We start from the raw sequence: 24,496 nt of genomic DNA on the forward strand, positions 1-24,496 counted from the left end.
GCGGCGCGCGACAGGGCCTACTTCATCGCCACCCAGTGCCCGCTTGAATCAAGCCGCTGGTAAGGCGTGAAATTGCCGCCGCGCACGGTGATCACGATATACACCGCGTTGCTGCGGTCACCTTTCGGGTTGAAGCCGATCGTCCCAGTTGCGCCCTGGTAGCCCGAGATCTTGTGCAGGGCAGCACTGATCGCCGCGGGCGCCGTCGATTTTGCGTTCGCGATCGCTTTTGCGGTGACCCCGACGGCATCGTATTCGTAGACGGAATAGGGGCCGGGCCCTTGCCCGTAGGCCTTCGTATAGTCGTCGACATAGCCGTGCGCGGCGCTCAGGAACTGCGCCAGCGGCGCCGTGGTGATGACCATGTCGTCAGCCGCTGGGCCGGCTGTTTTCATCAATGTGGGGTCGTTGGTGGCGTCGCCGCCCATCAGCGTCATCTTCAGGCCCAGTTGCCGCGCCTCCTTCACCATCAGCCCGGCTTCGGCGAAATAGCCGGTGTAATAGATGACGTCCGGCTTCAGCGAGGCGACATGGGTCAGCGTCGGCGAGTAGTCCATCTGGCCGGGCGTGATCGCATCGTCGTAGACGACATCGACGCCGTTCTTCTTCAGGGCTTCCACCGTGTTGTCGGCGAGGCCCTTGGAATAGGTCGTGTTGTCGTTGATGACCGCCGCACGTTTCGCGTGCAGGAAGTTCTTGATGAAGTTGGCCGCGAACGGGCCCTGCTCGTCGTCACGGCCGATCGTGCGGAACACGTTCTCGTAGCCCATCTCGGTCAGTTTGGGATTGGTCGACGCGTCCATCACGTAGGGAATGCCGACGCGGTGAAATGTCGTCAATTCCGGCAGCGCCGCGCTGGAGCAGTAGCCGCCGGCCACTGCGACAACGCCTGCATCGACGAGTTTTTGCGCCGCTTGCACCGCTGTCTGCGCGTCGCAGGCGTCGTCTTCCGGCACTAGCTCGATCTGCTTGCCGAGCACGCCGCCAGCCGCATTGATTTTGGCGGCGGCCAGCTTGGCGCCGTTGACGATGTCCTGGCCGGCATTGGCGCTGCTGCCCGACAGCGGCACCGGCACGCCGATCTTGATGGTGGCGCCCTGGCTTCGCGCCAAACCTGGGACCGTGCCGGCGAGCACGGCCAGAGCGGCCATGGCCGCGATTGTCGTTCGCCGCAAAACGCGAACTGCGTCGGGCGTGCCATTCTTCTGAGCAATCATGTTAGCGGCTCCTTATTGTGAAAGGGATCGAAGCGATCCGCCACGCGGATAGACCGGTGACATCAGAAAACGGACGAAAACGTGCGTTCGCGTGCACTGCATGATCCGCCAGATCAACGGCTTGTCTGGCAGGCTCATCGCGGCGCCGTTACGAAAGTGCTCCTTTCATGATAGGTCTCGCCGCACATGGGACGGGATAGGGTATCCGCGTATAAACCACCATTCGAAGTGTCGCCGGCGCTATATTTGAACGGCTAGCAGCTTTGCATGGGATCGGAGTAACGCGCTATGGGGCTGGAGTAAGCGCTAAAGCGCTAACTCCAGCCGACACGCGAACTCCGGTCGACAGCTAAAGCGCTAACTCCGGTCGACACGGGAGTCACGCATGAAAAGCGTAGTGCTGGGGGGCGGAATCGCAGGCGTCACGGCCGCCTGGTACCTCGCGAAAGAGGGCCGTGAGGTCACGGTGATCGAGCGCCGGCCGGGCGTCGCGCTCGAGACCAGTTTTGCCAACGCCGGGCTGGTCGCGCCGGGACATTCGTATACCTGGGCGTCTCCGCGTGCGCCGAAAATCCTGCTGAAGTCGCTTTTCGTCGAAGGGCAGGCGCTGCGGCTCAAGCTCAACGCGGACCCGCACATGTGGATCTGGTGCCTCCAGTTCCTGCGAAACTGCACGGCGGAGCGCTCCCGCGTGAACACGACGCGCAAGGTCAGGCTCTGCCGCTACGCGCAGACCCAACTGCAACAGCTGACTGCCGCCGAGAATCTGCAATACGACCGCATCAGCCGCGGCCTGTTGTATCTCTATCGCGACGAAGCGTCTTTCGCGCGCGGCACGCGGAACATGTCGATCCTCAAGGACAACGGCCTGCCGCTCGAAACGCTCGATGCGGCGCAGGTCGTCGCGCGGGAACCGGCGCTTGGCGCTGCGCGCGACAGGATTGCCGGCGCAATCTATTGCCCAACCGACGAGAGCGGCGATGCGCACCTGTTCACCCGCGCCTTGAAGACGGCGTGCGAACGCCTTGGCGTGCGTTTCGAATTCGATACGCCGATCAGTGCAATCGAGGCGTCCGGCGACCGGATAGTCGGCGTGCATACGCCGGCGGGACTCATGCGAGGTGACGAGTTCGTGCTGGCGCTCGGTTGCTGGTCGCCGATCGTTGCGCGCCCCTTGGGTTATCGGCTATCGGTGTATCCGGTAAAAGGTTACTCGGCCACTTTCCCGGTCGGGCCGGATCACCGTCCGCCGGATCTTGGCGGCGTCGATGAGAACCACCTCGTGGCGTGGGCGCGTTTTGGCCAGCGGCTGCGCTTTACTGCAACCGCGGAATTCGCCGGCTATGACACCCGCCACACGCCCGCCGACTTCACGACCATGCTGCAGGCCGCACGCGAACTGTTCCCCGGCGGCGCCGACTATGACAGTCCGTCCTACTGGGCCGGTCTGCGCCCGATGACGCCAGAGGGTATGCCGTTGATCGGCCGCACGCGTCACAGGAACCTGTATCTGAACACCGGGCACGGACACATGGGGTGGACGATGTCGTGCGGCACCGCGAAACTGCTGGCCGACATCATGGCCGGTCGCCAACCCGAGATCGACATGACAGGGATGACACTGAAATGAACACGAGTGCACTGCAGGACGACGCCTACGCAAGACTCGATTTCGTACTGGACGACGGCATCTGCCGGCGTGCCGCCATTGGCCTCGTGGTGCTCGCCACCGATCATACGATCGAACACGAATGGCGCAAGCTGCTGACGCAGGATGGCGTAGCGTTCTACGAAAGCCGCGTGTACAACTCGGCGGACATCACGCCCGAACGGCTGATGGAAATGGACGCGCGCATTGCGCCGGCGGTGGCGCTGATTCGCCCGGCCGAGCGGATCGATGTCGTGGCGTTTGGCTGCACGTCGGCATCGATGGTCATCGGCGAGGAAAACGTGTTCGCGCGCATCCGCGAAGCGCGTCCCGGTGTTGCATGCACCACGCCGATCACCGCTGCGCTCGCTGCGTTGCGCGCACTCGGCGTCCGGCGCGCCGCACTGTTGACGCCCTATGTGCGCGCGATCAACGACTATATGCGCGACTACATCGAGGCGCGGGGTGTCGGCGTCACGCGTATGGCGTCGTTCGAGCATGCGAACGACAACGAAGTTGCGCGGATTGACGCTGCGTCCCTGCGAGCCGCCGTCGAGCACCTTGCACAGAGCGCCGACGTGGACGCCGTCTTCGTGTCGTGCACGAGCTTGCGCGTCGCCGGGCTCATTCCAGAACTGGAGGCAAGGATCGGCAGGCCAGTGATATCGAGCAACTTCGCGATGGCCTGGCACGCGTTGCGCCTCGCAGGTGTGGAGGATTGCGAGCCGCATCTGGGGAGGTTGTTCGCGCTTTGATCGTAGATAAAGTGCGTGACCTGGGAGCGGTCAGAACGGCTGCTTGCCTTCGCGTTATATAACGCTTCGTTTCTTCAATGGACCTGGCCGTTCGTTCTCGGCCGATGCTACAACCAACGAACAGTTTCTCGGGATGGCGGCGCCGCGCGGGATATGGGGTGTGCTTGCGGTATGCGTGGAAGTAGAACGGAGTGGTTTGCGGTCGACAGCAAACGGCAAGCAAACGGCAAGCAAACGAAACGTCCGGAGCGGCCCTCACGCCGCTCCGGACCAGGCGGCGTTAGAAGAAACCCAACGGCTGCTGGCTATAGCTGACGAGCAGATTCTTGGTCTGCTGATAGTGGTCGAGCATCATCTTGTGCGTCTCGCGACCGATGCCCGACTGCTTGTAGCCGCCGAATGCCGCATGCGCCGGATACGCGTGATAGCAGTTGGTCCACACCCGGCCCGCCTGAATCTGCCGGCCGAAGCGATAGGCGCGCGTACCGTCGCGCGTCCACACACCGGCGCCGAGACCGTAGAGCGTATCGTTGGCGATTTCCAGGGCTTCGTCTTCCGTCTTGAACGTCGTGACCGATACCACCGGCCCGAAAATTTCTTCCTGGAAGATGCGCATCTTGTTGTGGCCGCGGAACACGGTCGGCTTCACGTAGTAGCCCTTGCTCAGTTCGCCGGCGAGCGTGTTGCGTTCGCCGCCGATCAGACATTCGGCGCCTTCCTGCTTGCCGAGATCGACATACGAGAGGATTTTTTCGAGCTGTTCCTGCGAAGCCTGCGCACCGATCATCGTTTTCGTATCGAGAGGATGGCCCTGCGCGATCGCGGCAACGCGCTTCAAAGCACGTTCCATGAAGCGGTCGTAGATCTTTTCATCGACCAGTACACGCGATGGGCACGTGCACACTTCACCCTGGTTCAACGCGAACATCGCGAAGCCTTCGAGCGCCTTGTCGAAGTAACCGTCTTCCTGGTCCATCACGTCCGCGAAGAAAATGTTCGGGCTCTTGCCGCCGAGTTCGAGCGTCACCGGAATGATGTTCTGGCTCGCGTACTGCATGATCAGGCGGCCCGTGGTCGTCTCGCCCGTGAAGGCGACCTTCGCGATGCGCTTGCTCGACGCGAGCGGCTTGCCGGCTTCAAGGCCAAATCCGTTGACCACGTTCAGCACGCCCGGCGGCAGCAAATCCTGGATCAGTTCGATCAGCACCAGGATCGACGCAGGCGTTTGCTCGGCAGGTTTGAGCACGATGCAGTTCCCCGCGGCCAGCGCCGGTGCCACCTTCCACACCGCCATCAGGATCGGGAAATTCCACGGAATGATCTGGCCGACCACACCCAGTGGTTCGTGAAAATGATAGGCCACGGTATCCGCATCGATCTCGGAGATCGTGCCCTCCTGCGCGCGGATGCAGCCGGCGAAATAGCGGAAGTGATCGATCGCGAGCGGAATGTCGGCGGCGAGCGTTTCGCGTAGCGGCTTGCCGTTGTCGATCGTTTCCGCGACCGCGATGCGCGACAGGTTCTGCTCCATGCGGTCCGCAATACGATTCAGGATATTCGCGCGCACGCCCGGTGCGGTGTCGGCCCACGCCTTGCGGGCGCGGTGAGCCGCGTCGAGGGCGAGCTCGATATCTTCTTCCGTCGAGCGCGGAATCGACGTGAAGGGTTCGCCGGTGATGGGCGACACATTGTCGAAGTATTCGCCGCGCACCGGGGGAACCCACTCGCCGCCGATGAAATTGGCGTACTGCCGCGCATACGGAAATTCGACATCGAGAAACTGCATATCTGCGTGATTCATGCTGGACTCCTCCAATGATTGTGTAGCTGGTCTCGATGGAGAAAGCATGCGTTGCCTCCACGCACCCGCAGTGCTGACGCTCTTCATCGTGCGGAGCGTTCAGCGAGAAGCGTGCCATTCGATTCTGGCCGCATCGCGATAGGCGTCAGTCGCGTATGGATGCCGTGCACCGCGTGCGGCGGACCCATCGCGGCGAGTGGATTGAGCGCGAGTCGTTCAATCCGCCCGCGTAGCAACTGTCATTTTTAGCAACACATCCTCGCTCGACTGCGCCAGTGTGCAACACCGGATGTCACGCCGCGGGGGGCGTTCAACGGCGCGGCCGCGCTCGTCCTTCGTGAGCCGCTACGGCTCGCGGCGACGCGACTGCCAATGGCACGCGACTTGCCTTGAATGGTCGGCAGCCAGTCTGCGTTCACTAGACGATGGCGCCGCCGCACGGCCTCGCGTCGACAACTCAACAGGAGACAAGGATGAAAGCACGTTTAACTTCGGCGACGCGGCCCACGGCGCTTGCGATCGGCGTGGCCGCCGCGGTCAGTCTGGTATTCGGGTCGGCTGCCGCAGCCGGCGACTATCCCGCCGTCACCTATGAGCGTTTGACAGCCGCGCAAAGCGATCCCGGTTGGCTCACCTATTACCGCACCTATAACGGCCAGGCGCATTCGCCGCTCAAGCAGATCGACGCCGCCAACGTCAAGAATCTCAAACAGGTGTGGAGCTACAAGTTCCCGGCGGATTTGCAGCAGGGTTTCGAAGCCACGCCGATCGTCAATGGCCGCTACCTGTTCGTGAGCACGCCGAAGGACAACGTGTACGCGTTCGACGCGGCAACCGGCAAGCAACTCTGGAAGTTCGAACCCAAGCTCGGCGCGGAATCGTTCAAGACCGCCTGCTGCGACGTGATCAACCGCGGTGTGGCGTTGTACGGCAAGAACGTCTACGTCGCGATGCTGAGCGGCGACGTCGCCGCGCTCGACGCGCAGACAGGCGCGCTCGCGTGGCGCAAGCAGATGTTCGAGCCGGGTCTGGGCTACGCGTTCTCCCTTGCGCCGCTCGCGCTCGACGGCGCCCTGGTGGTGGGCAGCGCAGGCGGGGAATACGGCGCGCGCGGCTTCATCGCGGCGTTGAATCCCGACGATGGCAGCGTGCTGTGGAAGCGCTTTACGGTACCGGCGGCCGGCGAGAAGGGCGGCGACACGTGGCCGAACGGCATGCAGGAGCACGGCGGCGCACCTGCCTGGCTGACGGGCACCTATGACGCCGCCTCGAAAACGCTCTACTGGGGCGTCGGCAACCCCGGGCCGTGGCTCGCCGATCTGCGGCCCGGCGACAACCTCTACTCCGACTCGCTGCTCGCACTCGATCCGAAAACCGGCAACCTCAAATGGCACTACCAGTACACGAAACATGACACGTGGGACTACGACGGCGTCAATACGCCGGTGCTCGCCACCATCAAGTACCAGGACAAGGAGTACGACGCCATCATCCATGCGGACCGCAACGGCTTTTTCCACGCGATCGACCGCGGCACCGGCAAGCTGATCTACGCGAAGCCCTTCGTCACGGCAAGCTCGGTGACAGGCTATACGGCAGACGGCGCGCCGATCCAGGACGCGTCGAAATATCCGAAGGCCGGCACCACGATCGAAACCTGTCCGAGCTTCCTCGGCGGCAAGAACTGGTGGTCGGTTTCGTACGATCCGGACAAGCATCTTGCGATCGTTCCCGCGCTACATGCGTGCATGTCGCTGTCCGGCAAATCGGTGAACTATATGGAGGGGCTGCCGTACCTCGGCGAAGGCTTCGAAATCAAACCGGAGCCCGGCAGCAAGGGTTATGGCGAACTGCAGGCGATCGATGTCAACACCGGCAAGAAAGTCTGGAGTCACTGGAGCAAGCTGCCGTGGAATGGCGGCGTAGCGACCACGGCGGGTGGGCTCGCCTTTAGCGGCTCGCTCGACGGCCACCTGTACGCGTTCGATGAAACGACCGGCAAGGTGCTGTGGCAAAGCCCGAAACTCGCCAGTGGGATCGTCGCTCAACCGTCGGTGTTCGAGGTCGATGGCCAGGAGTATGTCGCCATCCTCGCCGGTTACGGCGGCGCGAACCCGATCTGGGGCGGTCCGATGGCGAAGGCGGCGGAGAAAGTTCCACGCGGCGGCACGCTGTACGTGTTTGCGCTCAACCACGGCTGATGTTCACCTGGCTGCCGCGACCCGTTTGCCCTACGCACATTTGCGCAGGCCATCCAGTTGTGGCGGCCCGGCTTTTCCCGGAAGCAAGATCATGAAGACTCGACTTAATTCGTTTGCTCTCGCCAGCGTACTGCTGGCCGCCGGCGCGCTGACGCCCGCACTCGCTAGCGCGGGCACCCGCGTCTGCACGTTTCCCGGCAGTCCGTCGACCGCGCTCGACGAGGCGGTGACACGCGAGGCGTTTCGCACGGCGGGTATCGCGCTGTCGCTCGCCCCCGGAGGATTCGACGGCAGCGACGACGACGGCGTGTCGCTGAAAGAACTCAACAAGGCGCTTGCGCGCAAATGCGACGTCATCGCCGGCTTTCCGCGCTCGACAGTCGCCGATGGCTCAGGCAGCAAGCTGACCTTTTCGCGCGGCTATCTGCACTCCGGCTACGTCAGCGTCACCACGCGCGAATCGTCAGCGCAGTCCGGCGGCGCGGAAGTCGTCGCGGCAACCTATGCGAGCCCCGCGCAGTTGATCGCCGTGCAGCAACCCAACGTCAGGCTCGACCTGGAGAACACGGCGGAGCTCACCGTCGACGCAGTGGCGCGCGGGCATGCGCACCGCGCGATCGTCTGGTATCCGGCGGTGGTGGCTTATACGATCGCGCATCCGGAGCGGCACTTCCAGATTGCCGGCGCTGCCTCGCCGTATGCCGACTGGCATCTGGTGTTCGCGTTCGGGAAAAACGGCGCGGCGCTGCAGCCGCGCATCGACGCCGCGCTGGAGAAGATGGCCTCCGATGGCAGGCTGGCGGCGTTGACCCGCAAGTGGACGCTCCCCGAGACGGCTCAGGCCGCCCGGCCACCCGCGGCTACGTTTGCTTATCGCGACGGCCCGGGCCGCAGCGACGCGGCATGGCGAATGACACTGGCCGGCGGTCATGCGTCGCAGCAGGGCGGTTTCATCAAGGTCGATACGAGCGCACCCGCCGACGCCCCCGGCTTCGATCGCGCGCAGGTCGCGCACGGCAAGACCCTGTACTCGAGTTCGTGCGCGAAATGCCACGGTCCCGACCTGCAAGGTTTGAATGCACCCGCGTTACGCGGGCCGGCCTTCGCGCCGGCCGCTAACGCGAAGCTCACCATCGGCGGCGTATACGGATATATGGCGAACAATATGCCGGCGGACCGCCCCGGCAAGATGAAACCGCAGGACTACGCGGACATCATGGCGTTTCTGCTGTATTCGAACGGCTATAGCGCCGGCACGACCAGGCTGACGGACGATAGCGCGAAAGCGTCCACGACGCCGCTCAACGCGCGGACTCCGCAATAGCCGCGATAGCCGCGATGGCAAACGGCCCGGCGGTCCGCCGTTATTCACGGGGATCGCCGGGTTTTTCTTTGCACAAGTGGGAACCGGTGTTCGCGGAAGGCGGCGCGACGTACGAGCAGTCAACAGGCGGCATGCCGAGCCTTATGCTCAGTTTCAATCGAATCCGCAGCCTTATCCCAACCGCAACGAGTTGTCCCTGCTGCGGAAAATCAGCGGCTGCGCGGCGTCGTCACGTGCCGGCCGCCGCGCCATGGTCACCACCTGCTCGATGTGCCCGTGATGCGCCGACTTCGCGCACACCGGGTCGGCGGCCGCGGCGTCTCCGGTCAGCAGATACGCCTGGCAGCGGCAGCCGCCGTGATCGGTCTCGCGCTCGTCGCAGCTGCGGCATGGCTCGCGCATCCAGCCATCGCCGCGAAACGCATTGAACGCATGACTGCCGTACCAGATCTCCGCCAGTGAAGCGTCCTGCACGCGGGGCAGGTCCAGACCCGGCAGCGAGCGTGCCGCGTGGCATGGTAGCGCGGTGCCGTCGGGTGCGATGCCGAGAAACACCGAACCCCAGCCGTTCATGCATGCCTTGGGACGTGCCTCGAAATAGTCAGGGACCACGAACAGGATCCGGCAGCGATCGCCGACGCGTTCGCGGTACCGTTTGACGGTGGCCTCGGCCTCCTGCAACTGTTCGCTGGTCGGCATCAACTGGTCGCGATTGAGCATCGCCCAGCCGTAGTATTGTGTGTTCGCCAGTTCGAGGTAGTCGGCGCCCATCTCGAGCGCCATCTCGATGATCTGCCCGACGTGCGGCAGGTTATAACGGTGCAGCACGCAATTGAGCACCATCGGGTAGCCGTGCGTCTTGATCAGGCGCGCTACGCGGTGTTTCAGCTCGAAGGTCTTCGTGCTGGAGACGAAATCGTTCAGTTCACGTGTCGAGTCCTGAAAGGAGAGCTGGATATGATCCAGCCCGGCCTCTTTCAGACGGGCGATGCGCGTCTCGTTGAGCCCGACACCCGAGGTAATCAGATTCGTATAGAAGCCCAATCCACGCGCATGCTCGACCAGCGTTTCGAGGTCGTCGCGTACCAGCGGCTCACCGCCGGAGAAGCCGATTTGCGCGGCGCCCAGGGCGCGCGCCTGCGTGATCACGTCGCGCCAGCTGCCGGTATCGAGCTCTGCGCCGTGACTGGCAAAGTCGACGGGGTTGTAGCAGAACGCGCAGTGCAACGGGCAGCGGTACGTGAGTTCAGCCAGCAGCCACAACGGCGGGGAAGGGCGAGTGCCCGCGGTTTCGGGCGCGGTGCCGGTCGGCATGGTCATGTCAGTCCAGCCAGCCGCGTTGCCGCGCGTGGTCGATGAAACGATACACGTCGGCGGCAAGGTCCGACGCACCGAACAGATCTTCCAGTTCGCCGATGATGTCGTCCAGTTCGCGGGTTCCGTCGCAGCGCGCGAGAATTTCGCCCGCACTCGGATTGAGCTTGACCATGCCTTCGGGGTACAGCAATACGTAGGCATCCTGCGCGTCTTCCCATTGCAGGCGGAACATCGTGCGCAGACGCGGTCGCAGGCTGGCGTAGTGGTCGAGGTGTGGGGCGTTCATACGGGGTACGCCTTTTCGATGGCGTCGAGCATCGACCAGAGAATGTCGAGCTTGAAGCGCAGGATGTCGAGGGCACGCTGTTGCGCGTCCAGTGTCTTGAAGTGGCTGAGCGTGACCGCGAGCCCGTGCTCGACATCGCGCTGGGCGAGCGGAATGCGGCTGCGAAAGTACTGCAACCCGTGCGAGTCGATCCACGGATAGAGGTCCGGCCAGCCGGCCAGTCGGTCGCGATGGATCTGCGGCGCGAACATCTCCGTGAGCGACGAGCAGACCGCCTCCTGCCACGGCGCCCGCCGCGCGAAATTGACATAGGCGTCGACCGCGAAGCGCACGCCGGGCAGCACCTGTTCGAGTGACCACAATGCGTTACGGTCGATGCCAACCGCGTCGGCGAGGTGCGCCCACGCTTCGATACCGCCGGGGTTGCCGCCGTAGCCATCGTGATCGTGCAGCCGCTCGATCCACAGGCGGCGCGTCTGCCGGTCGTCGCAGTTGGACAGGATCGCGGCGTCCTTGAGCGGGATGTTGATCTGATAGTAAAAGCGGTTTGCAACCCAGCCGCGAATCTGCTTTGGCGAACACTGGCCACTGTTCATTCGCTGATTGAACGGATGATGAATGTGATAGTGCGCGCCGAGCGCGCGCAGGCGCGCTTCGAATTCGCCCGGCGGCCAGGGGGCGGTGTGGGCAACAGCGGTGGGCAGCGGGGCGTTCATGGCTATACCTGAAATTGCATTCCGTCGCGTGCCACTTCAATACCGCGGGCGCGTATCACGGCATGTTCGGCGGAATGCGGGTCGAGAATCGGATTGGTGTTGTTGATGTGAATCAGCACCTTGCGCGTTGCATTGGGCAGCGCGTCGAGCAGTTGGACCATGCCTGGCAGACCCTGATAGCCGCACTGCGCAAGATGGCCCATGTCCGCCGCGTGATGAGTGGACAGACCGAGGTCGATCATCTCCGTAGCGGACCAGAAGGTGCCGTCGACCAGCACGAGTTGCGCAGAGCGCATCGCTTCGAGCACGGCTTCCGGCGCGGCCGCGAGACCCGGCGCATAGAAAACGCGCGCACCTGTGGCGACGTTCTCGATCAGCAGCGCGATGTTATCGCCGGGCGCGGCTTCGGCGCGGCGCGGCGAATAAGGCGGCGCCTTGCTCTCGATCGGCAACGCGGTGAAGCGGATGCCCTCCACCGGCGCGACCGTGAAGGGTTGTTCGAGCGCGATCTCGTGACGCTCGACGCCGCAGAAATGATCGAGCAGCGGCACGATCGGCAAGCCGGTCGAGAGGTCGTCGAACACGGGTGAGCAGGCATACAGCGGCAGGGGCGTCGTGCGTTCGCGCAGCATCAGCAGACCGGTGACGTGATCGATCTGCGCGTCAATTAGCACGACGGCGGCGATGCCGCTGTCGCGGATCGAGCGGGCGGGTTGCAGTTCCGGATTCGCGCGCAACGGTGCGAGCAGATCCGGCGATGCGTTGATCAGAATCCAGTCCACGCTGTTCCCGCTCACTGCAATCGACGATTGGGTGCGCGGCAACACGCCGCCGGTCTGGTTGCGGGCCTGGGTGCAGTTCGCACAGTTGCAGTTCCATTGCGGCAGTCCGCCGCCCGCACCCGAGCCAAGAATCTTGATCTTCATGAGCCATGCTCCGGGCGCCACCGCGCACGCTCACTCACTGCGAGAGGCGGGCGGCGCTTCTTCGATGCTTCAGCGATTGGCGATGTACATCGTGATTTCAAAACCGAAACGCAGATCGGTATAGGCGGGGGTGGTCCATTGCATGGCTGTCTCCTTGGATACGACATGTGATTGAGGAACCGCATCGAGGAAGCGGTCATATCGATCAAACGCAAGGTCTATGCCGGGCGTGTCAAGCGGTGCTTCGGACGCACTCGACTCCCCAAAAGCGTTTTGCATCCCGAACGGATGCATTGTTGGACACGAGCGCACTCCTTGCCGCGCAAAAACGGACCATCCGACCCGGCGCGGCAAACAACGCGCTGTTCAATTCGAGTACACCACTGTTGCAAATTGGAGCACCTGTGACGCAAGCGGTCAGACCGCGTCGTCGGCGTTGTCCGGGCCTTGCGCGGGTAGCTTGCGATAGATCGTATTGCGCGAGACGCCGAGCGCGCGAGCGGCGGCCGACACGTTGCCGCCGTGCTGCGCAACCGTCCTGGCGATGACGCTGGCTGCGACGTCCTCCAGCCGCCCGCTTGATAGCGGTAAGGTTTCCGTGGGGCCCGCAGGCGCGGCGGCAGCGCTGCGCAGGTCGTCGAAGAAGTCGTCGGGCAGATGCTCGCGCCGGAGTTGGCCGTCCGCATCGACCATGGCGGCGGCGGTCCGCAGAAGATTGCCGAGCTGGCGAAAATTACCGGGCCATGCACATCGCTCGAACAGCGTCATCACCTCATCGGCGACGCTCAGACGCTGCCCGTCAGCGCTTTCGGAAGACGCGCATTGAAGCATCTTCTGGATCACGGCGGACAGATCCGTGCGCTCGCGCAGCGGCGGCAATTTCACCACCAGCCCATTCAGGCGGTAATACAAATCCTCGCGAAAGCGGTTCTGCGCGATCATTTCACGCAGATCGCGGTGGGTTGCGCAAATGATGGCGATATCGACCGGAATCGACTTCGCGGAGCCGAGCGGATTGACCAGCCGCTCCTGCAGCACGCGCAGCAGCCGCACCTGCAGCGGATAGGGCATGTCGCCGATCTCGTCGAGAAATAAGGTGCCGCCGTTGGCCTGCAGCAATTTGCCGACAGCGCCTTTGCGCCGTGCACCGGTGAAGGCGCCTTCTTCATAGCCGAACAACTCGGATTCGATCAGCGTTTCCGGTATCGACGCGCAGTTGACCGCGACGAACGCACCCGCGCGGCGCGGCGAGTCGTTGTGGATCGCCTGGGCGAGCAGTTCCTTGCCGGTACCCGTCTCACCGGTAATCAGGATCGGAATGTCCTTGCCGATCACCTTGCGGACTTTGGCGATCACCGCCGCGATCTGCGGGTCGCCGGTGTCCAGATAGCTGAGTCTCGACAGTGCGCTCGCGGCCGGCGGCGGTGGCGGCTCGGCCCGGTGCGCCGGTCGTGCTTCGCGTTGCACCTCCGGCGGCCAGCCGTCGTCGACGCGCGTGACACGCCGGAACTCGACGTGCGCGCAAACTACTGTGCCGTTGTTCAGATTCAGCGACAGGTGCCGGTCCCGGCTGACGCGCAAACGGTCGATCAGTTGCGCGCTGGTGAGGCCGAATAGCGACGACAGGGTATGCGCGCGCAATCCGGCGAGCGGCAGGCCGAGTTGGAATTGCGCACTGCGATTGGCCGACAGGAAGCGGCCATCGCAGGTGAACGCGACGATGCCTTCCATCAAGGTGCCGAGAAATTCGGGCCGCCCATGAAAGGCAATTTGCAAGGTTTCGCGAAAGGTGTTGGTAAATAAATGATTCTCGATCATCTGCACGGACATTTTCGCCAGCGCCATGGTGTGCTGGTGGTAGCTGCGATGGTCGCCGGTGACGTCGAGCACGCCGATCAGATCGCCGTACGGATCGAGGATCGGCACGCTGGAGCAGGTGAGGAAGCGATTGGCTGCCAGGTAGTGCTGCGCGCCATGCACGACCGTCGGGCATCGCTCCGCGAGCGCCGTGCCGATTGCGTTAGTGCCTTGCCGGTCTTCCGCCCAGTTCGCGCCCGGGCGCAGCGCGACTTTCTCTGCTCGCCGCAGAAAGTCATCGTCGCCGATCGAATGAAGGATCAGCCCTTCGGCGTCGGTCAGCACGATCATGCTCTGCGTGTTGACGATCTGTTCGTGCAGCGTTTCCATCACCGGGGTGGCATGCGCGCACAGAATGCGGCTTTGCTCCAGCTTCAACGCGAGTTCCGCGGCCGGCAGGACGTCGTAGTCCGGCCGCATCGAGGCACTCAAGCCGAATGTCTGCGAGCGCTCGTGTGATTTCTGAATGGATGGCGTGAGCCAGGCCGCTTCACGCGGTGCGACTGCCGTCGTGGCGTGATGGACATCATCGCGCATTGTCTCCTCCTGCGAGTCAGGTCTGGTCATTCGCCAGAACCGTATGGGTGCAACTTTAAGCAAATCGCGCGCCAGATCCGGCACTCCATTCGTGAGAACGGGGCGCCCGTGGTGGACATCGATTGCGCGGCGGTCTTGAAGACGTCAAGACGGGTGCCCCACAACGGTCACATCACGATCGAACGTCGGAACGCCGGACCGCTTAATCTCGATGTTTTCGATGAATCAGCGTGGGCGTAAGTCGACTATGACGGTCAGGCCGGCGATGCGCTTGATCCATATCAAGAGAAGAACGGCGCCGAGCGCTGGTCGGCTTTCTCCTGTTGAATGGTCCCTCGGTTTTGCGAGACCCGCTTGCAAATGAAGTGAAGTATCCAGACCTTGATGCAAATCAATAACAATACCTTGGCTGGATCGATGATCAATTCGTGATCGACGGCTCGCGAACAGCCGCGTCGATGCGAAATCACTCGCCTTGAGCCAAGGGAGAAATCATGGTCCGGGCAGAACCGAGGATCGTCGTGGCGGCGGTTGCCGTTTTTGTCGCATTAGCCGGTTTGACGGCATTGATCCGCGGCCTGCTGTTCGATAGTACGGACTTCGTTCGCTTTGGCGCGGCGGCGCTGGTTGCCGGTGTTGCCTGCTTCGTCATCCTGCTGAACCCTACCGCGGGAGACGATACCTGATACACGGTCAGGACCGGCAATCAGTCCCGCAGTAGTACTCGACCCTGGTGGCCGGGGCGGCAACGCTTATTCGCTGTCATCGGCGGCAAAGATGCCGTCTTCCGGCTGCGTGCTTTCATTGTCGACACATTGCACGTGCCAATGACCCGTCATCAGCGATCTGCCCGCATCGGAGCACCATTGCGCACGTCCGGTCTCGCCCTCGAATGGTCCGGAACCGGCGTTCAGATCGAGCCCTTCGAGTATGCAACAGGGCGTCGAATCGTGCGGTCCGCAGACGAGCGTGTTGCCGCAATCGACGTGCAAGGCGCCCCATTCGGGCAACTTGAGCCCCATATGCCCCTCGCGCGACCATTGGCGCGTGTCTTTGTCGAGCCACAGGATGACGAATGCCATGGGATTGACACGGTCGAACGTGTCGAGGTGGATGGTGAGGCGCATGATGTTCTCCGTGCATGGTGCGAACATGTGCAAACAAGCGGGGTGCCTATTGACTCAAAACCCACTGGATCAACGTGTGGGCATCCCCGGACGTCAACGGGCCGCCACGCTCCGCCGCCAAAGGCATTGCCATATCGCCCCAGTGGGCCTTGCCGCCAAGTCGCAGCTTGTGTTCAAGCATGACGTCGGCGTTCGGCACGCCGCGATAACGGTTGGCGATCTGTTGAAACGACGGCGCGAGAAAAGGCGCGTCCCGGGTATGGCAGAACATGCAATGCTGTTGATCGACCAGCGCCGTCGGCTCGGACTGGGCGAGCGCTGCGCCGCTTGCTGCCAGCAACAGCGTAAGTGCGCTTGCAGGGAGATAGCGCAGGGGCGGGGCGTTCACGGGACACACTCCAGGAAGGGTTGCGAGTTCAGTGTAAAGGCGGTGCCGTGCCCGCGATTGACTCATATCAAGGCAATGTTTCTCCTTCCGTCCGACGATTCGTCCATGGCAGTGGCGCGCAGCGGTATCGCGTCGAACAGCGGTGACGAGCCGTGCATGCTCTGCCCGGACTAGATGCGCGCGAGGCCCTCGAGGTCGAGAATCCTGATCTGCTTGCCGTGTGTATCGACCAGGCCGTCTTTCTGAAATTTTGAAAACATGCGGCTGACCGTTTCGAGTTTCATCCCGAGGTAGCTGCCGATCTCCTCGCGCGTCATGCGCAAATTGAATTCCGCCGGCGAATAGCCGCGTGTCTTGAGCCTTCCAGACAGGTTCAGCAGGAATGCGGCGACCCGCTGGTCGGCGGACATCGTGCCGAGCAGCATCATGAGGCTCGCCTCGCGAACGATCTCGCCGCCCATCAGACGATGGACGTGCTGCTGCACGACCTTCACCTCACGGCACATGACTTCGAGCAGATGGAACGGAATGATGCAGACGTTGCTGTCCTCGAGCGCTATCGCGTCGCAGCTGTGCCGGCCTGAGCAGACACCGTCGAGACCGAGCGAGTCGCCCGCCAGATGAAAGCCGGTGACCTGTTCGCGGCCGTCGCGATGCATGACGACGGTCTTGAACGAGCCGGCGCGGACCGCATAGATGCTCTGGAACGAATCGTCGGCGTGGTACAGCGATTCACCGTGTTTGATCGTGCGGGAAACGCAGATCAGCGACTCGATGCGCTCCAGTTCGGCTGGCGTCAAGCCTTGTGGCATGCAGATCGAGCGCAGCGTGCAGTTTGAACAGCGCGCGGCGCGGCGAGTCGGCACTGACGTTGCGAGCGCGGAATTGCCTGAAGCCGGCCGCGAGACACGCTGAAGCGGCATGATTTCGGAATATTCGGCGACGTCAGACATGGTGTGCTCCTAGCTAGTTGAATCATTGAGGCCACGCGCGCAACGCTCGTGGGCAATCCGCGTGATCGTGCTGCATGCAAGATCGAATTCGTTCGTTTTGTCGAAGAAGTACTGCGCGCCGGCCGCGAGGCACGCTTGCCTGAACCACGTACCTGAGTGATTCGTCAGCACGATAATGATCACCCGCGAGATGCGCCGCGCGAGGCCCTGCAGCAGTTCCATGCTGGTGCCGCCGATCAGGCGCAAATCCATGACCACGACGTCGGCGCCGGTAGCGTCGATGCCGGTGAGCGCGGCGCCGGGTTCCTCGGCTTCGCCGACAATCTCGACACCGTCGATTGCGCCAAGGAGCGCGACCATGCGTTGTCTGATCGGAATCGCGTCTTCAACGAGGAAGACGCGCAGTGCTTGCTGGGCCGGGCTTGAGTTCATGACTCAAAGTATCGGTCGCGCTGTCTCGAAATAGAATCGGCGGCGAACGAACTTCGGGTAGGCGAGTGCGAAGGCGTGTAGGGGATTTCCTACACGCCGCGAATGCGGCGGCGGATGAAGCCGGGCGATCGGCGAATGGATGTGGGGAGCGGATGTGGTCCGGCGGCCGGCGCGCCGCCCCGGACCTAGATTTCGTCGTCTTCGCCGAGCAGCTTGTGGCGCAGCGCGTAACGCACCAGCGCGGCTTCGTGCGGCATCTGCATTTTTTCGAGGATGCGCGTTTTGTAGGTGCTCACCGTTTTGCTGCTGACGCACAATTCCGTAGCGATTTCGGTGATGGTTTGCCCTGCGGCGATGCGACGGAACACATCGAACTCACGGTCGGACAGGCGTTGATGGGGCAACGTGTCGGCGGGCTCGTTCAGGCTCTGCGCAAAACGCTCGGCCATCGCGAGACTCACGTAGACGCCCCCGGATGCGACTTTGGTAACGGCGGTCACCAGTTCGGCACTGGCGCTTTCCTTGGTTAGATACCCCGATGCCCCCGCTTTGAAAGCGCGTACCGCATACTGCTGCTCCGCATGCATGGTGAGCACGAGAATCCGCAGTGCGGGTTTTTCGTCCTTGATCTGTTTGATCAGCTCAACGCCGTTTCGCCCCGGCATCGACAGATCCAGCACGAGCACCTCCGCAGCGTTCGAGCGGATCAGCGCAATCGTGCTGACGCCGTCATTGGCCTCGCCGACCACCTCGAAGCCGCTTGCACCTTGCAGGATATGCCGCAGGCCATCACGCACCAACGCGTGATCGTCGGCTATCAGCACTCGTGTCATGTTTGCATCTCCTGCTGTTGCACCGACGAGACTGGAAAGGTAACGGTCAGCGCAAAGCCCTTGCCGTTGGAAGTGTGGATTTCGACCGTGCCGCCGAGCATGTGCGCACGCTCGCGGACTCCGAGCAAACCAAACGATTTCTCGGTGGAGGCGGTGGCGTGGCGCGTGCCCTGGCCGTTGTCCGCGATTTGCAGGACGCAAACGCCGCCTTCGACATGCACCGTCAACGTGACGAGCGTCGCTTGCGCATGCCGCGCGACATTGGTCAGCGCTTCCTGCACGATGCGAAATAGCGTCGTCGCGCCCGCCGGCGTAAAGCGGGTGTCGCCGACTTCGATCCGGCGTTCCACCTCGATGCCGTAGCGGTTGGTAAAGTCATTGGCGAGCCATTCGATCGCGGGAATCAGGCCGAGATCGTCGAGCATGACCGGACGCAGGTCGGCAGCGATACGGCGCACGGAGGCGACCGTCGCGTCGATCAGCCGGCGCATGCCCCGCAGTTGCTGCAGCACGCGCGGTTCGGCGGTGGTTTCAAGCTGCTGCTCGACCGAAGAAAGGTCCATCTTGAGGGCGGTCAATTGCTGCCCAAGGTCGTCGTGCAGTTCGCGGGCAATGCGGGTTTTTTCTTCCTCGCGAACGTTTTGCAGATTCGCGGAGAGTTCGCGCAACTCCTCGCGCGATTGCCGCTGCGCATTTTCCGCTTTGACCCGCTCGGTGATGTCGCGCAGCATGACCGTGTACAGCTTGCCGTCGCCGTCGCGGATCTGCGAGATCGACGCTTCAATAGGAAACTCTTCGCCGTTGCTCCGCAAGCCGTACAGCACGCGCTGTTTGCCCATTTGCCGGTCGGAAACGCCGGTTACGCCGAACTGTTCGACGTGCCGCTCATGCCCCGCGCGAAAACGCTCGGGAATGAAGCGCGAGAGCGAGGCGCCGACCGCTTCCATTGCACTGCATCCAAAAACCTGTTCAGCCATTGGATTAAAGATGACGATGTTCTGCCGTTCGTCGATAGTGATGATGGCTTCCATCGACGAACGGATGATCCCCATCATACGTGCCTCGTTCAGGGTCAACTGGCTGCGCGCCTTGCTCGTCGCGGCAGATCCGCCGCCGCGTTCGCCGGCGATCAGGAAGGCCATGGCGCTGAACAGGCAGGCTGCGGCGACGCCGGCGATCAGTACCGCGGTTTCTGCAAATTCGTCCTCGGCTCTCAGATAGCGGCCGCTCGCGGTATAGGCCAGCGTGATAGGTTCGCCGCCGACGCGCAAGGTGGCGGTTTTACGCATGACGGGTGCGGTCTCCGCGGGTTCGTCTTCCCCGGTGGCGGACGAATAAAGCAGCATAGCGGGGGTTCCGCTCAATACCTGCAGGTCGATGCTGCGTTGCCGGGCGAGGGCGTTATCGAACACGCGGCCGGTGTCCAGCGCCGCCACCAGCAGTCGCTTGATGTCCGCGCGCCGCGCTTGTGGCGTGGGCGGCACGCCGGCGTCCGAATACACCGGAAAATAGACGTAAAGTCGCGGGTGGGGGTTCGAGCCGATGTCGCCGAACGGCGCTGCGCCGGTGTCGAGCGCGCTTGCTCCTGTGTCGATGGCACGCAGCAACGCCGTCCGGCTCGTGGGCGTGCTAGCCAGGTCGTAGCCGACTGGCATCGCATCGGCGGTGCCCGGCGCCATCAGGGTGACCGGCGCGACCGGTTGCGACGCGGCGTCCTGTGCGGCCACGTTACCAGCCTTGCCCGTCAGGCGGGCGATGCCGCCGGCGTCAACATCGGCATAGCCGAGCGCGCGGACAGCAGACGACGTCTCGCCCAGATCGAGTTCAAGTTGCGCGACATATCGGCGCCATGTATCGGCATCGACCGCCGGCGCGACGCAGAGCAAGCCGCGCGCGCCGCGCAGTAGCGATTCGCCGGTGGCGAACTCGCGCTGCAGATCAGCGGTGATTTGCGCGGTACGCTGATCGAAGCGGCTGTTGGCGGCGCGCGATGACTGCTCACCGACCCAGCGCCACGCAGCGAGCGCAACCACCAGAACGACAGCAAAAGTGACCGCGGCGACAAGCTTGGGGCGCCGCTCAGGTGGCACAACCTGCCTGTGCGCAGGCGATTTTGTGGCGAAGGGCGTGTTATCGCGAAAAGGCATGTACGCCTCATTGGATGGTGGCAATGCGCGACACTCGCTTACAGAGCGGGCGCCGAGCGGGAAACGTCACCGTCATTTTCTTTAGATGCAATCGGAACAACGCGTGCGCCGCTATTGTGCGCGGTTCGCACGGATCGTGCCAGTATCCCGCCAGGACGCCATGGAAGCCGCACCGTGCACGAATGCTGGCGAACGGCAGAGCCTCCGCCCTTGATCCGCATCAAGCCTGTTCCGACCGGCGAACCGCAGACTGAAAGCGCGTCGCCCTAATAGCCGTGGCCGTTCAGGACGGCGAAGTCAAGGAGAAGGTCATGTACAAACGGATTCTCGTAGCAATCGACGGCAGCCAGGCCGCGCAGCTCGCGCTCGAAGAAGCGCTAAAAATCGCTCAGGCCGCGCAGGCGATGGTGACGGCCGTATTTGTCGCCGAACATGCTGCGCAGATGGTCGATATAGGAACTGGCTTGATCGACGAGCAGCCGCACGGCACAGCGGCGACCGAAGCCGCGATGGCGACGCTCGAAGATGCCCGCGCGCTTTTTGAACAGCGCAACGTGCGCGGATTGACACGGACCATTGACGCGTACGGCGAAGACGTCGCCACCGTCCTGTGCCGCGTGGCAGACGAGTGCGAGGCCGATCTGGTGGTGATGGGCACGCATGGGCGGCACGGCATCGGCCGGTTGTTGCTCGGCAGTGTCGCCGAGGCGTTTTTGCGGTGCGCCGCGATGCCCGTTCTACTGGTTCGGCGCGAACGGGACATGGACGAGATACCGTCGAGCCTGTGAGCCTGCAATAGCGAGGCGGCAAACCGGTGCGCCGGGGGGCAAAAAAGAAGCGCCCTGAAAACCGGGCGCTTTGAGTCGCGCGAGGGTCACGTTCGCGCAATGCCTGAATGGTTCGGTCAATGCGACATCAGTACCGGCACGGTCATCGATTCCAGCATGACCCGTGTGACGCCGCCGAGCAGCAGTTCCTGCGCGCGTGCATGTCCATACGCGCCCATCACCAGCAGATCGATATGACGATCGGCCACCATGTTCAGCAGCATTGCGCCTGTAGGGACGCCGGCCACCTTGGGCACGGCCGAAAATCCCGCCTGAATGCCGTGCCGTTCGAGCCATGCGGCGACGTCGATGCCGGCTGGCGCTTCGCTACCGTGGTGTCGCTGCACGGTCATCACGGTGACGAATTTCGCACGTTTGATCACCGGCAACGCATCGGCCATGGCCCGGGCGCTCTCGCGGCCGCCGTCCCACGCGATCAGCACGTTTTCGGCAAACGAACGGATAGCCCCGGCATAGGGCAGCACAATGGCCGGGCGGCCCGAGCTCATCAGCACGTCCTCGACAAAATGGTGTGCGATGTAGGATGAAGGGTTGTCCGGATCATACTGGCCGAGGATCACGAGATCGGCGCGGCGCGCGTGCAGGACCGCCGCTTCCACCGCCGGCCCTGCCGGCGCCCGCCATTCCACGCTCCGTCCGGCTCGTTCCGCCGCCGCCAGGAAACGCGCTTGCGCGCCTTTGAGGTTGGTATCGCGCTGCGCTTCGCGAATCGCGATCCACGCGCCTTCGCCGTGAAGAAACATCGGCTGCGTCATATCCTGACAAACCACATACAGGCCGATCAGATGCGCGTCGTGCTGGCTGGCCAGTTCAAGCGCGAACTCAATCCGCGCGGCGCTATGGGTGCTGTCGTCGAGATGCACCAGCAGGGTTTTGCAGGTCATGACGGCTCCTTGACGGGTTCGGCCGCCTGTGCGCTTCTTGCCACGGGTTTGCCGCTGTGCGTCGGGATCATCAGTACTGGACACCGCGCGACGCGCAGAAAACGTTCGGCGACACTGCCGAGCACCAGCCGCCGGAAACCCCGCCGCCCGTGTGTGCCCATCACCACCACGTCGGCCTTGAATTCGTTTGCCGCGCGCAGGATGCAATGCGCGATGTCGTCGCCTGCCGGGTCGGTTTCGACGATGCGCGGCGTGCCTTGCACACCGGCTCGCTTCATGCTCGCGACAGCGTTGTCCATCACATGTCCGCCTTCCTCCAGCAGTGCATTGCGGACGTAGGACGGATCGTAACCGGGCACGTCATACGACATTAACGGGACGTCTACGACAAAAAGGGGCTGCAGTTTTGCGCCGGCGTCGTGCGCGAGCTGCAACGCTGCGTCGAGGGCGCGCGTGGACGTTTCACTGCCGTCGACGGCGACCAGAATCTGCTGATACATGGCGAACTCTCCTGAATGGAACCGACTCGGTGCTTCAGTTCTTCAATGCGACATCAGTACCGGCACGGTCATCGATTGGAGGATGGTGCGGGTCGCTCCGCCCATCACCAGTTCCTGCCAGCGTGCATGGCCATAGCCGCCCATCACGAGCAGATCCGCACCGATCCCGGATGCCTGCGACAACAGCGCGTCGCCGATCGACGCGCCAGTGCCGGCTTCGATATCCTTGAGCTCGACGTTGACGCCATGCCGGGCGATGAGCGTCGCGATGTCCGCGCCCGGAATGGGTGGGCGCGGCTCGCCACGCGCGCCGTTGACGGTGACGACCGTGGTGGTTTTCGCCGCGCGCATGAACGGCAGCGCATCGTGGACCGCGCGGGTGGCTTCGCGGCTACCGTCCCAGCCGACCATCACGTGGGTGCCGGGCGACGTGACGCTGCTGGCGTAAGGCATCAGCAACACGGGACGGCCCGAGGTCATGATCAGGTTTTCAGGGAAATAGTCGCCGACATATGACTCGGGATCGTTCGGGTCGTCCTGGCCGGCGATGATCAGATCGGCGCACCGGCCGCGATACGGCACCGCGAGCTTTGCTGGGGCCTCGACGGCAATCCACTCGCCGGCGACCTCCGCGCGGCTCAACTCCGCATGAAAGAGCCGCTCGAGCGCGCCGCGGCGTTCCGCGCGCAGCTGCGCGTGCGCGCGGTAGTATTCGGCGGTTCCGGCCATCACGTAGAGCGAGCGCGAATCGGGCGTGAACACCGCAAACACGCCAGTCAGATGGGCGCCGAACTGCCTGGCGAGCCGCAGCGCGAGTTCGAACCGGGGATGCGCGTGCTGACTCATATCCAGATGGACGACGATGGTCTTGTAGGTCATTACAACGCTCCAGAAGTGGAAGAGTGGCGCAGGAACGCGTGATCTGAGTCTATGAGCCGGGTGGCCGGCGGCGTTGATTCAGATCAACGGTGCGCTAGCGCCCGACTAGCACCCGAGACTCGATCTGCGTTGCGCCGGGCGCAATCCGCGGTCAGGCCACGACGTGAAAGCCCGCGTCCGTGTAAACCGTCGAGCCGGTCAGCGTCATGCCTGCGTCGCTCGCGAGCACGGCGGCGATCCGGCCGATTTCCTCGATCGTGACGAGGTGCTGTGCCGGCGTTCGCGCGCGGACCTCATCGAGCAATCCGTCGAAGTGGTCGATACCCGACGCGGCACGTGTTTTCACCGCGCCGGCGGAGATCGCATGGACATGAATGCGGCGAGCCGCCAGATCGGCGGCCAGATAGCGGACGCTCGACTCGAGCGCCGCCTTCACCGGTCCCATCACGTTGTAGTGATCGACTGCGCGCTCGGCGCCATAAAAACTCACGGTCATCAGGCTGCCACCGCCGGACATCAGCGGCAGCGCGAGCTTCGTCATGCGGATAAACGAGTGGCACGACACGTCCATCGCGAGTGCGAAGCCGTCGGCGGAGCAATCGACAAGGCTCGCGTGCAGGTCGTCGCCGGGCGCGAACGCGATCGAGTGAAGGACAAAATCAAGTCGTCCCCAATCGTGCGAGAGTCGCTCGAACACCGCTTCCAGTTGCCCGGCAACGCGTACGTCGCAGGGCATAACAATTGCCGCCTGGAGCGCCTCGGCGACCGGCCGGACAAAAGGTTCGGCCTTTTCGTTCAGGTAGGTCACGGCCAGTTCCGCACCGGCCTCGCGAAACGACGCCGCGCAGCCGGCGGCGATACTGTGCTCGTTGGCGATGCCGACAACGAGTCCGCGCTTGCCCGACAGATCGATGATTGGC

The 24,496-nt window shown here is 63.4% G+C and carries 24 protein-coding genes; 6 read left to right on the forward strand and 18 right to left on the reverse strand.

The genetic code is table 11. The features are described 5' to 3' along the window. Positions 1 to 17: 17 nt before the first annotated feature. Complete coding sequence (locus tag AC3WOG_RS30135) at positions 18 to 1,151, reverse strand: branched-chain amino acid ABC transporter substrate-binding protein (RefSeq protein ID WP_492581458.1); 1,134 nt, start codon at positions 1,149 to 1,151, stop codon at positions 18 to 20. A gap of 451 nt (positions 1,152 to 1,602) precedes the next feature. Here AC3WOG_RS30135 and AC3WOG_RS30140 point away from each other — a divergent pair, with 451 nt between their 5' ends. After that, on the forward strand, positions 1,603 to 2,847 hold the full coding sequence (locus tag AC3WOG_RS30140) for a D-amino acid dehydrogenase (protein ID WP_492581459.1): 1,245 nt from the start codon (positions 1,603 to 1,605) through the stop codon (positions 2,845 to 2,847). Next, entirely contained in the window at positions 2,844 to 3,620 is a 777-nt protein-coding gene (locus AC3WOG_RS30145; protein WP_492581460.1) for a maleate cis-trans isomerase family protein, read from the forward strand. The genes AC3WOG_RS30140 and AC3WOG_RS30145 overlap by 4 nt, the downstream gene beginning before the upstream one ends. 280 nt (positions 3,621 to 3,900) lie before the next feature. On the opposite strand, the gene adh is transcribed toward AC3WOG_RS30145, so the two are convergent. Next, positions 3,901 to 5,421 carry an aldehyde dehydrogenase gene (gene adh / locus AC3WOG_RS30150; RefSeq protein ID WP_492581461.1) on the reverse strand — a complete coding sequence of 507 codons (1,521 nt, stop codon included), beginning with the start codon at positions 5,419 to 5,421 and terminating at the stop codon, positions 3,901 to 3,903. A 473-nt stretch (positions 5,422 to 5,894) separates the two neighbouring features. Between adh and AC3WOG_RS30155 the strand changes: the two genes are divergently transcribed. Together AC3WOG_RS30155 and AC3WOG_RS30160 are read left to right on the forward strand one after the other, a co-directional pair. Next, complete coding sequence (locus tag AC3WOG_RS30155; RefSeq protein ID WP_492581462.1) at positions 5,895 to 7,622, forward strand: methanol/ethanol family PQQ-dependent dehydrogenase; 1,728 nt, start codon at positions 5,895 to 5,897, stop codon at positions 7,620 to 7,622. Between the two features lie 91 nt (positions 7,623 to 7,713). Then, the gene (locus AC3WOG_RS30160) at positions 7,714 to 8,946 is read left to right on the forward strand and encodes a c-type cytochrome (protein ID WP_492581463.1); all 1,233 of its coding nucleotides are present in this window, start codon (positions 7,714 to 7,716) and stop codon (positions 8,944 to 8,946) included. Positions 8,947 to 9,117: 171 nt separating this feature from the next. Here AC3WOG_RS30160 and pqqE read toward each other — a convergent pair whose 3' ends face one another. The 6 genes from pqqE to AC3WOG_RS30190 all read right to left on the reverse strand — a co-directional run bounded on the left by pqqE (position 9,118) and on the right by AC3WOG_RS30190 (position 14,585). Further along, positions 9,118 to 10,266: a pyrroloquinoline quinone biosynthesis protein PqqE gene (gene pqqE / locus AC3WOG_RS30165; protein WP_492581464.1), complete on the reverse strand. Its 1,149-nt coding sequence runs from the start codon at positions 10,264 to 10,266 to the stop codon at positions 9,118 to 9,120. A 1-nt stretch (position 10,267) separates the two neighbouring features. Next, entirely contained in the window at positions 10,268 to 10,549 is a 282-nt protein-coding gene (gene pqqD / locus AC3WOG_RS30170) for a pyrroloquinoline quinone biosynthesis peptide chaperone PqqD (RefSeq protein ID WP_492581465.1), read from the reverse strand. Beyond that, on the reverse strand, positions 10,546 to 11,265 hold the full coding sequence (pqqC, locus tag AC3WOG_RS30175; protein ID WP_492581466.1) for a pyrroloquinoline-quinone synthase PqqC: 720 nt from the start codon (positions 11,263 to 11,265) through the stop codon (positions 10,546 to 10,548). The genes pqqD and pqqC overlap by 4 nt, the downstream gene beginning before the upstream one ends. Positions 11,266 to 11,267: 2 nt before the next feature. Then, positions 11,268 to 12,191 carry a pyrroloquinoline quinone biosynthesis protein PqqB gene (gene pqqB, locus AC3WOG_RS30180; protein ID WP_492581467.1) on the reverse strand — a complete coding sequence of 308 codons (924 nt, stop codon included), beginning with the start codon at positions 12,189 to 12,191 and terminating at the stop codon, positions 11,268 to 11,270. Between the two features lie 69 nt (positions 12,192 to 12,260). Beyond that, on the reverse strand, positions 12,261 to 12,335 hold the full coding sequence (gene pqqA, locus AC3WOG_RS30185) for a pyrroloquinoline quinone precursor peptide PqqA (RefSeq protein WP_006410019.1): 75 nt from the start codon (positions 12,333 to 12,335) through the stop codon (positions 12,261 to 12,263). 273 nt (positions 12,336 to 12,608) lie between these two features. Beyond that, positions 12,609 to 14,585: a sigma-54-dependent Fis family transcriptional regulator gene (locus AC3WOG_RS30190; RefSeq protein ID WP_492581468.1), complete on the reverse strand. Its 1,977-nt coding sequence runs from the start codon at positions 14,583 to 14,585 to the stop codon at positions 12,609 to 12,611. Positions 14,586 to 15,079: 494 nt separating this feature from the next. Here AC3WOG_RS30190 and AC3WOG_RS30195 point away from each other — a divergent pair, with 494 nt between their 5' ends. Then, on the forward strand, positions 15,080 to 15,271 hold the full coding sequence (locus AC3WOG_RS30195; protein WP_492581469.1) for a DUF2964 family protein: 192 nt from the start codon (positions 15,080 to 15,082) through the stop codon (positions 15,269 to 15,271). A 66-nt stretch (positions 15,272 to 15,337) separates the two neighbouring features. Here AC3WOG_RS30195 and AC3WOG_RS30200 read toward each other — a convergent pair whose 3' ends face one another. The 6 genes from AC3WOG_RS30200 to AC3WOG_RS30225 all read right to left on the reverse strand — a co-directional run bounded on the left by AC3WOG_RS30200 (position 15,338) and on the right by AC3WOG_RS30225 (position 20,465). Beyond that, a complete protein-coding gene (locus tag AC3WOG_RS30200; RefSeq protein WP_492581470.1) occupies positions 15,338 to 15,712 on the reverse strand; it encodes a DUF3564 domain-containing protein in 375 nt (124 codons plus the stop codon). 46 nt (positions 15,713 to 15,758) lie between these two features. Beyond that, positions 15,759 to 16,052, reverse strand: coding sequence for a c-type cytochrome (locus AC3WOG_RS30205; RefSeq protein ID WP_492582496.1), 294 nt, complete (start codon positions 16,050 to 16,052; stop codon positions 15,759 to 15,761). Between the two features lie 218 nt (positions 16,053 to 16,270). Further along, positions 16,271 to 17,053, reverse strand: coding sequence for a helix-turn-helix domain-containing protein (locus AC3WOG_RS30210; protein ID WP_492581471.1), 783 nt, complete (start codon positions 17,051 to 17,053; stop codon positions 16,271 to 16,273). A gap of 9 nt (positions 17,054 to 17,062) precedes the next feature. Next, complete coding sequence (locus tag AC3WOG_RS30215) at positions 17,063 to 17,485, reverse strand: response regulator (protein WP_492581472.1); 423 nt, start codon at positions 17,483 to 17,485, stop codon at positions 17,063 to 17,065. 185 nt (positions 17,486 to 17,670) lie between these two features. Then, positions 17,671 to 18,318, reverse strand: coding sequence for a response regulator (locus tag AC3WOG_RS30220; RefSeq protein WP_492581473.1), 648 nt, complete (start codon positions 18,316 to 18,318; stop codon positions 17,671 to 17,673). Continuing rightward, positions 18,315 to 20,465, reverse strand: coding sequence for a sensor histidine kinase (locus tag AC3WOG_RS30225; protein ID WP_492581474.1), 2,151 nt, complete (start codon positions 20,463 to 20,465; stop codon positions 18,315 to 18,317). Before AC3WOG_RS30225 ends, AC3WOG_RS30220 begins: the two co-directional genes overlap by 4 nt. Before the next feature lie 311 nt (positions 20,466 to 20,776). Here AC3WOG_RS30225 and AC3WOG_RS30230 point away from each other — a divergent pair, with 311 nt between their 5' ends. After that, complete coding sequence (locus tag AC3WOG_RS30230) at positions 20,777 to 21,253, forward strand: universal stress protein (protein WP_492581475.1); 477 nt, start codon at positions 20,777 to 20,779, stop codon at positions 21,251 to 21,253. Between the two features lie 116 nt (positions 21,254 to 21,369). Here AC3WOG_RS30230 and AC3WOG_RS30235 read toward each other — a convergent pair whose 3' ends face one another. The 4 genes from AC3WOG_RS30235 to fabI form a co-directional block, all read right to left on the reverse strand. Further along, entirely contained in the window at positions 21,370 to 22,197 is an 828-nt protein-coding gene (locus tag AC3WOG_RS30235; RefSeq protein WP_492581476.1) for a universal stress protein, read from the reverse strand. Continuing rightward, complete coding sequence (locus tag AC3WOG_RS30240; RefSeq protein ID WP_492581477.1) at positions 22,194 to 22,697, reverse strand: universal stress protein; 504 nt, start codon at positions 22,695 to 22,697, stop codon at positions 22,194 to 22,196. Before AC3WOG_RS30240 ends, AC3WOG_RS30235 begins: the two co-directional genes overlap by 4 nt. Before the next feature lie 42 nt (positions 22,698 to 22,739). Continuing rightward, entirely contained in the window at positions 22,740 to 23,576 is an 837-nt protein-coding gene (locus tag AC3WOG_RS30245; protein WP_492581478.1) for a universal stress protein, read from the reverse strand. A gap of 151 nt (positions 23,577 to 23,727) precedes the next feature. Then, positions 23,728 to 24,489, reverse strand: coding sequence for an enoyl-ACP reductase FabI (gene fabI, locus AC3WOG_RS30250; protein ID WP_492582497.1), 762 nt, complete (start codon positions 24,487 to 24,489; stop codon positions 23,728 to 23,730). Between the last annotated feature and the right edge of the window lie 7 nt (positions 24,490 to 24,496).

The sequence above is a fragment of the Paraburkholderia sp. FW306-02-B genome, assembly GCF_058782725.1.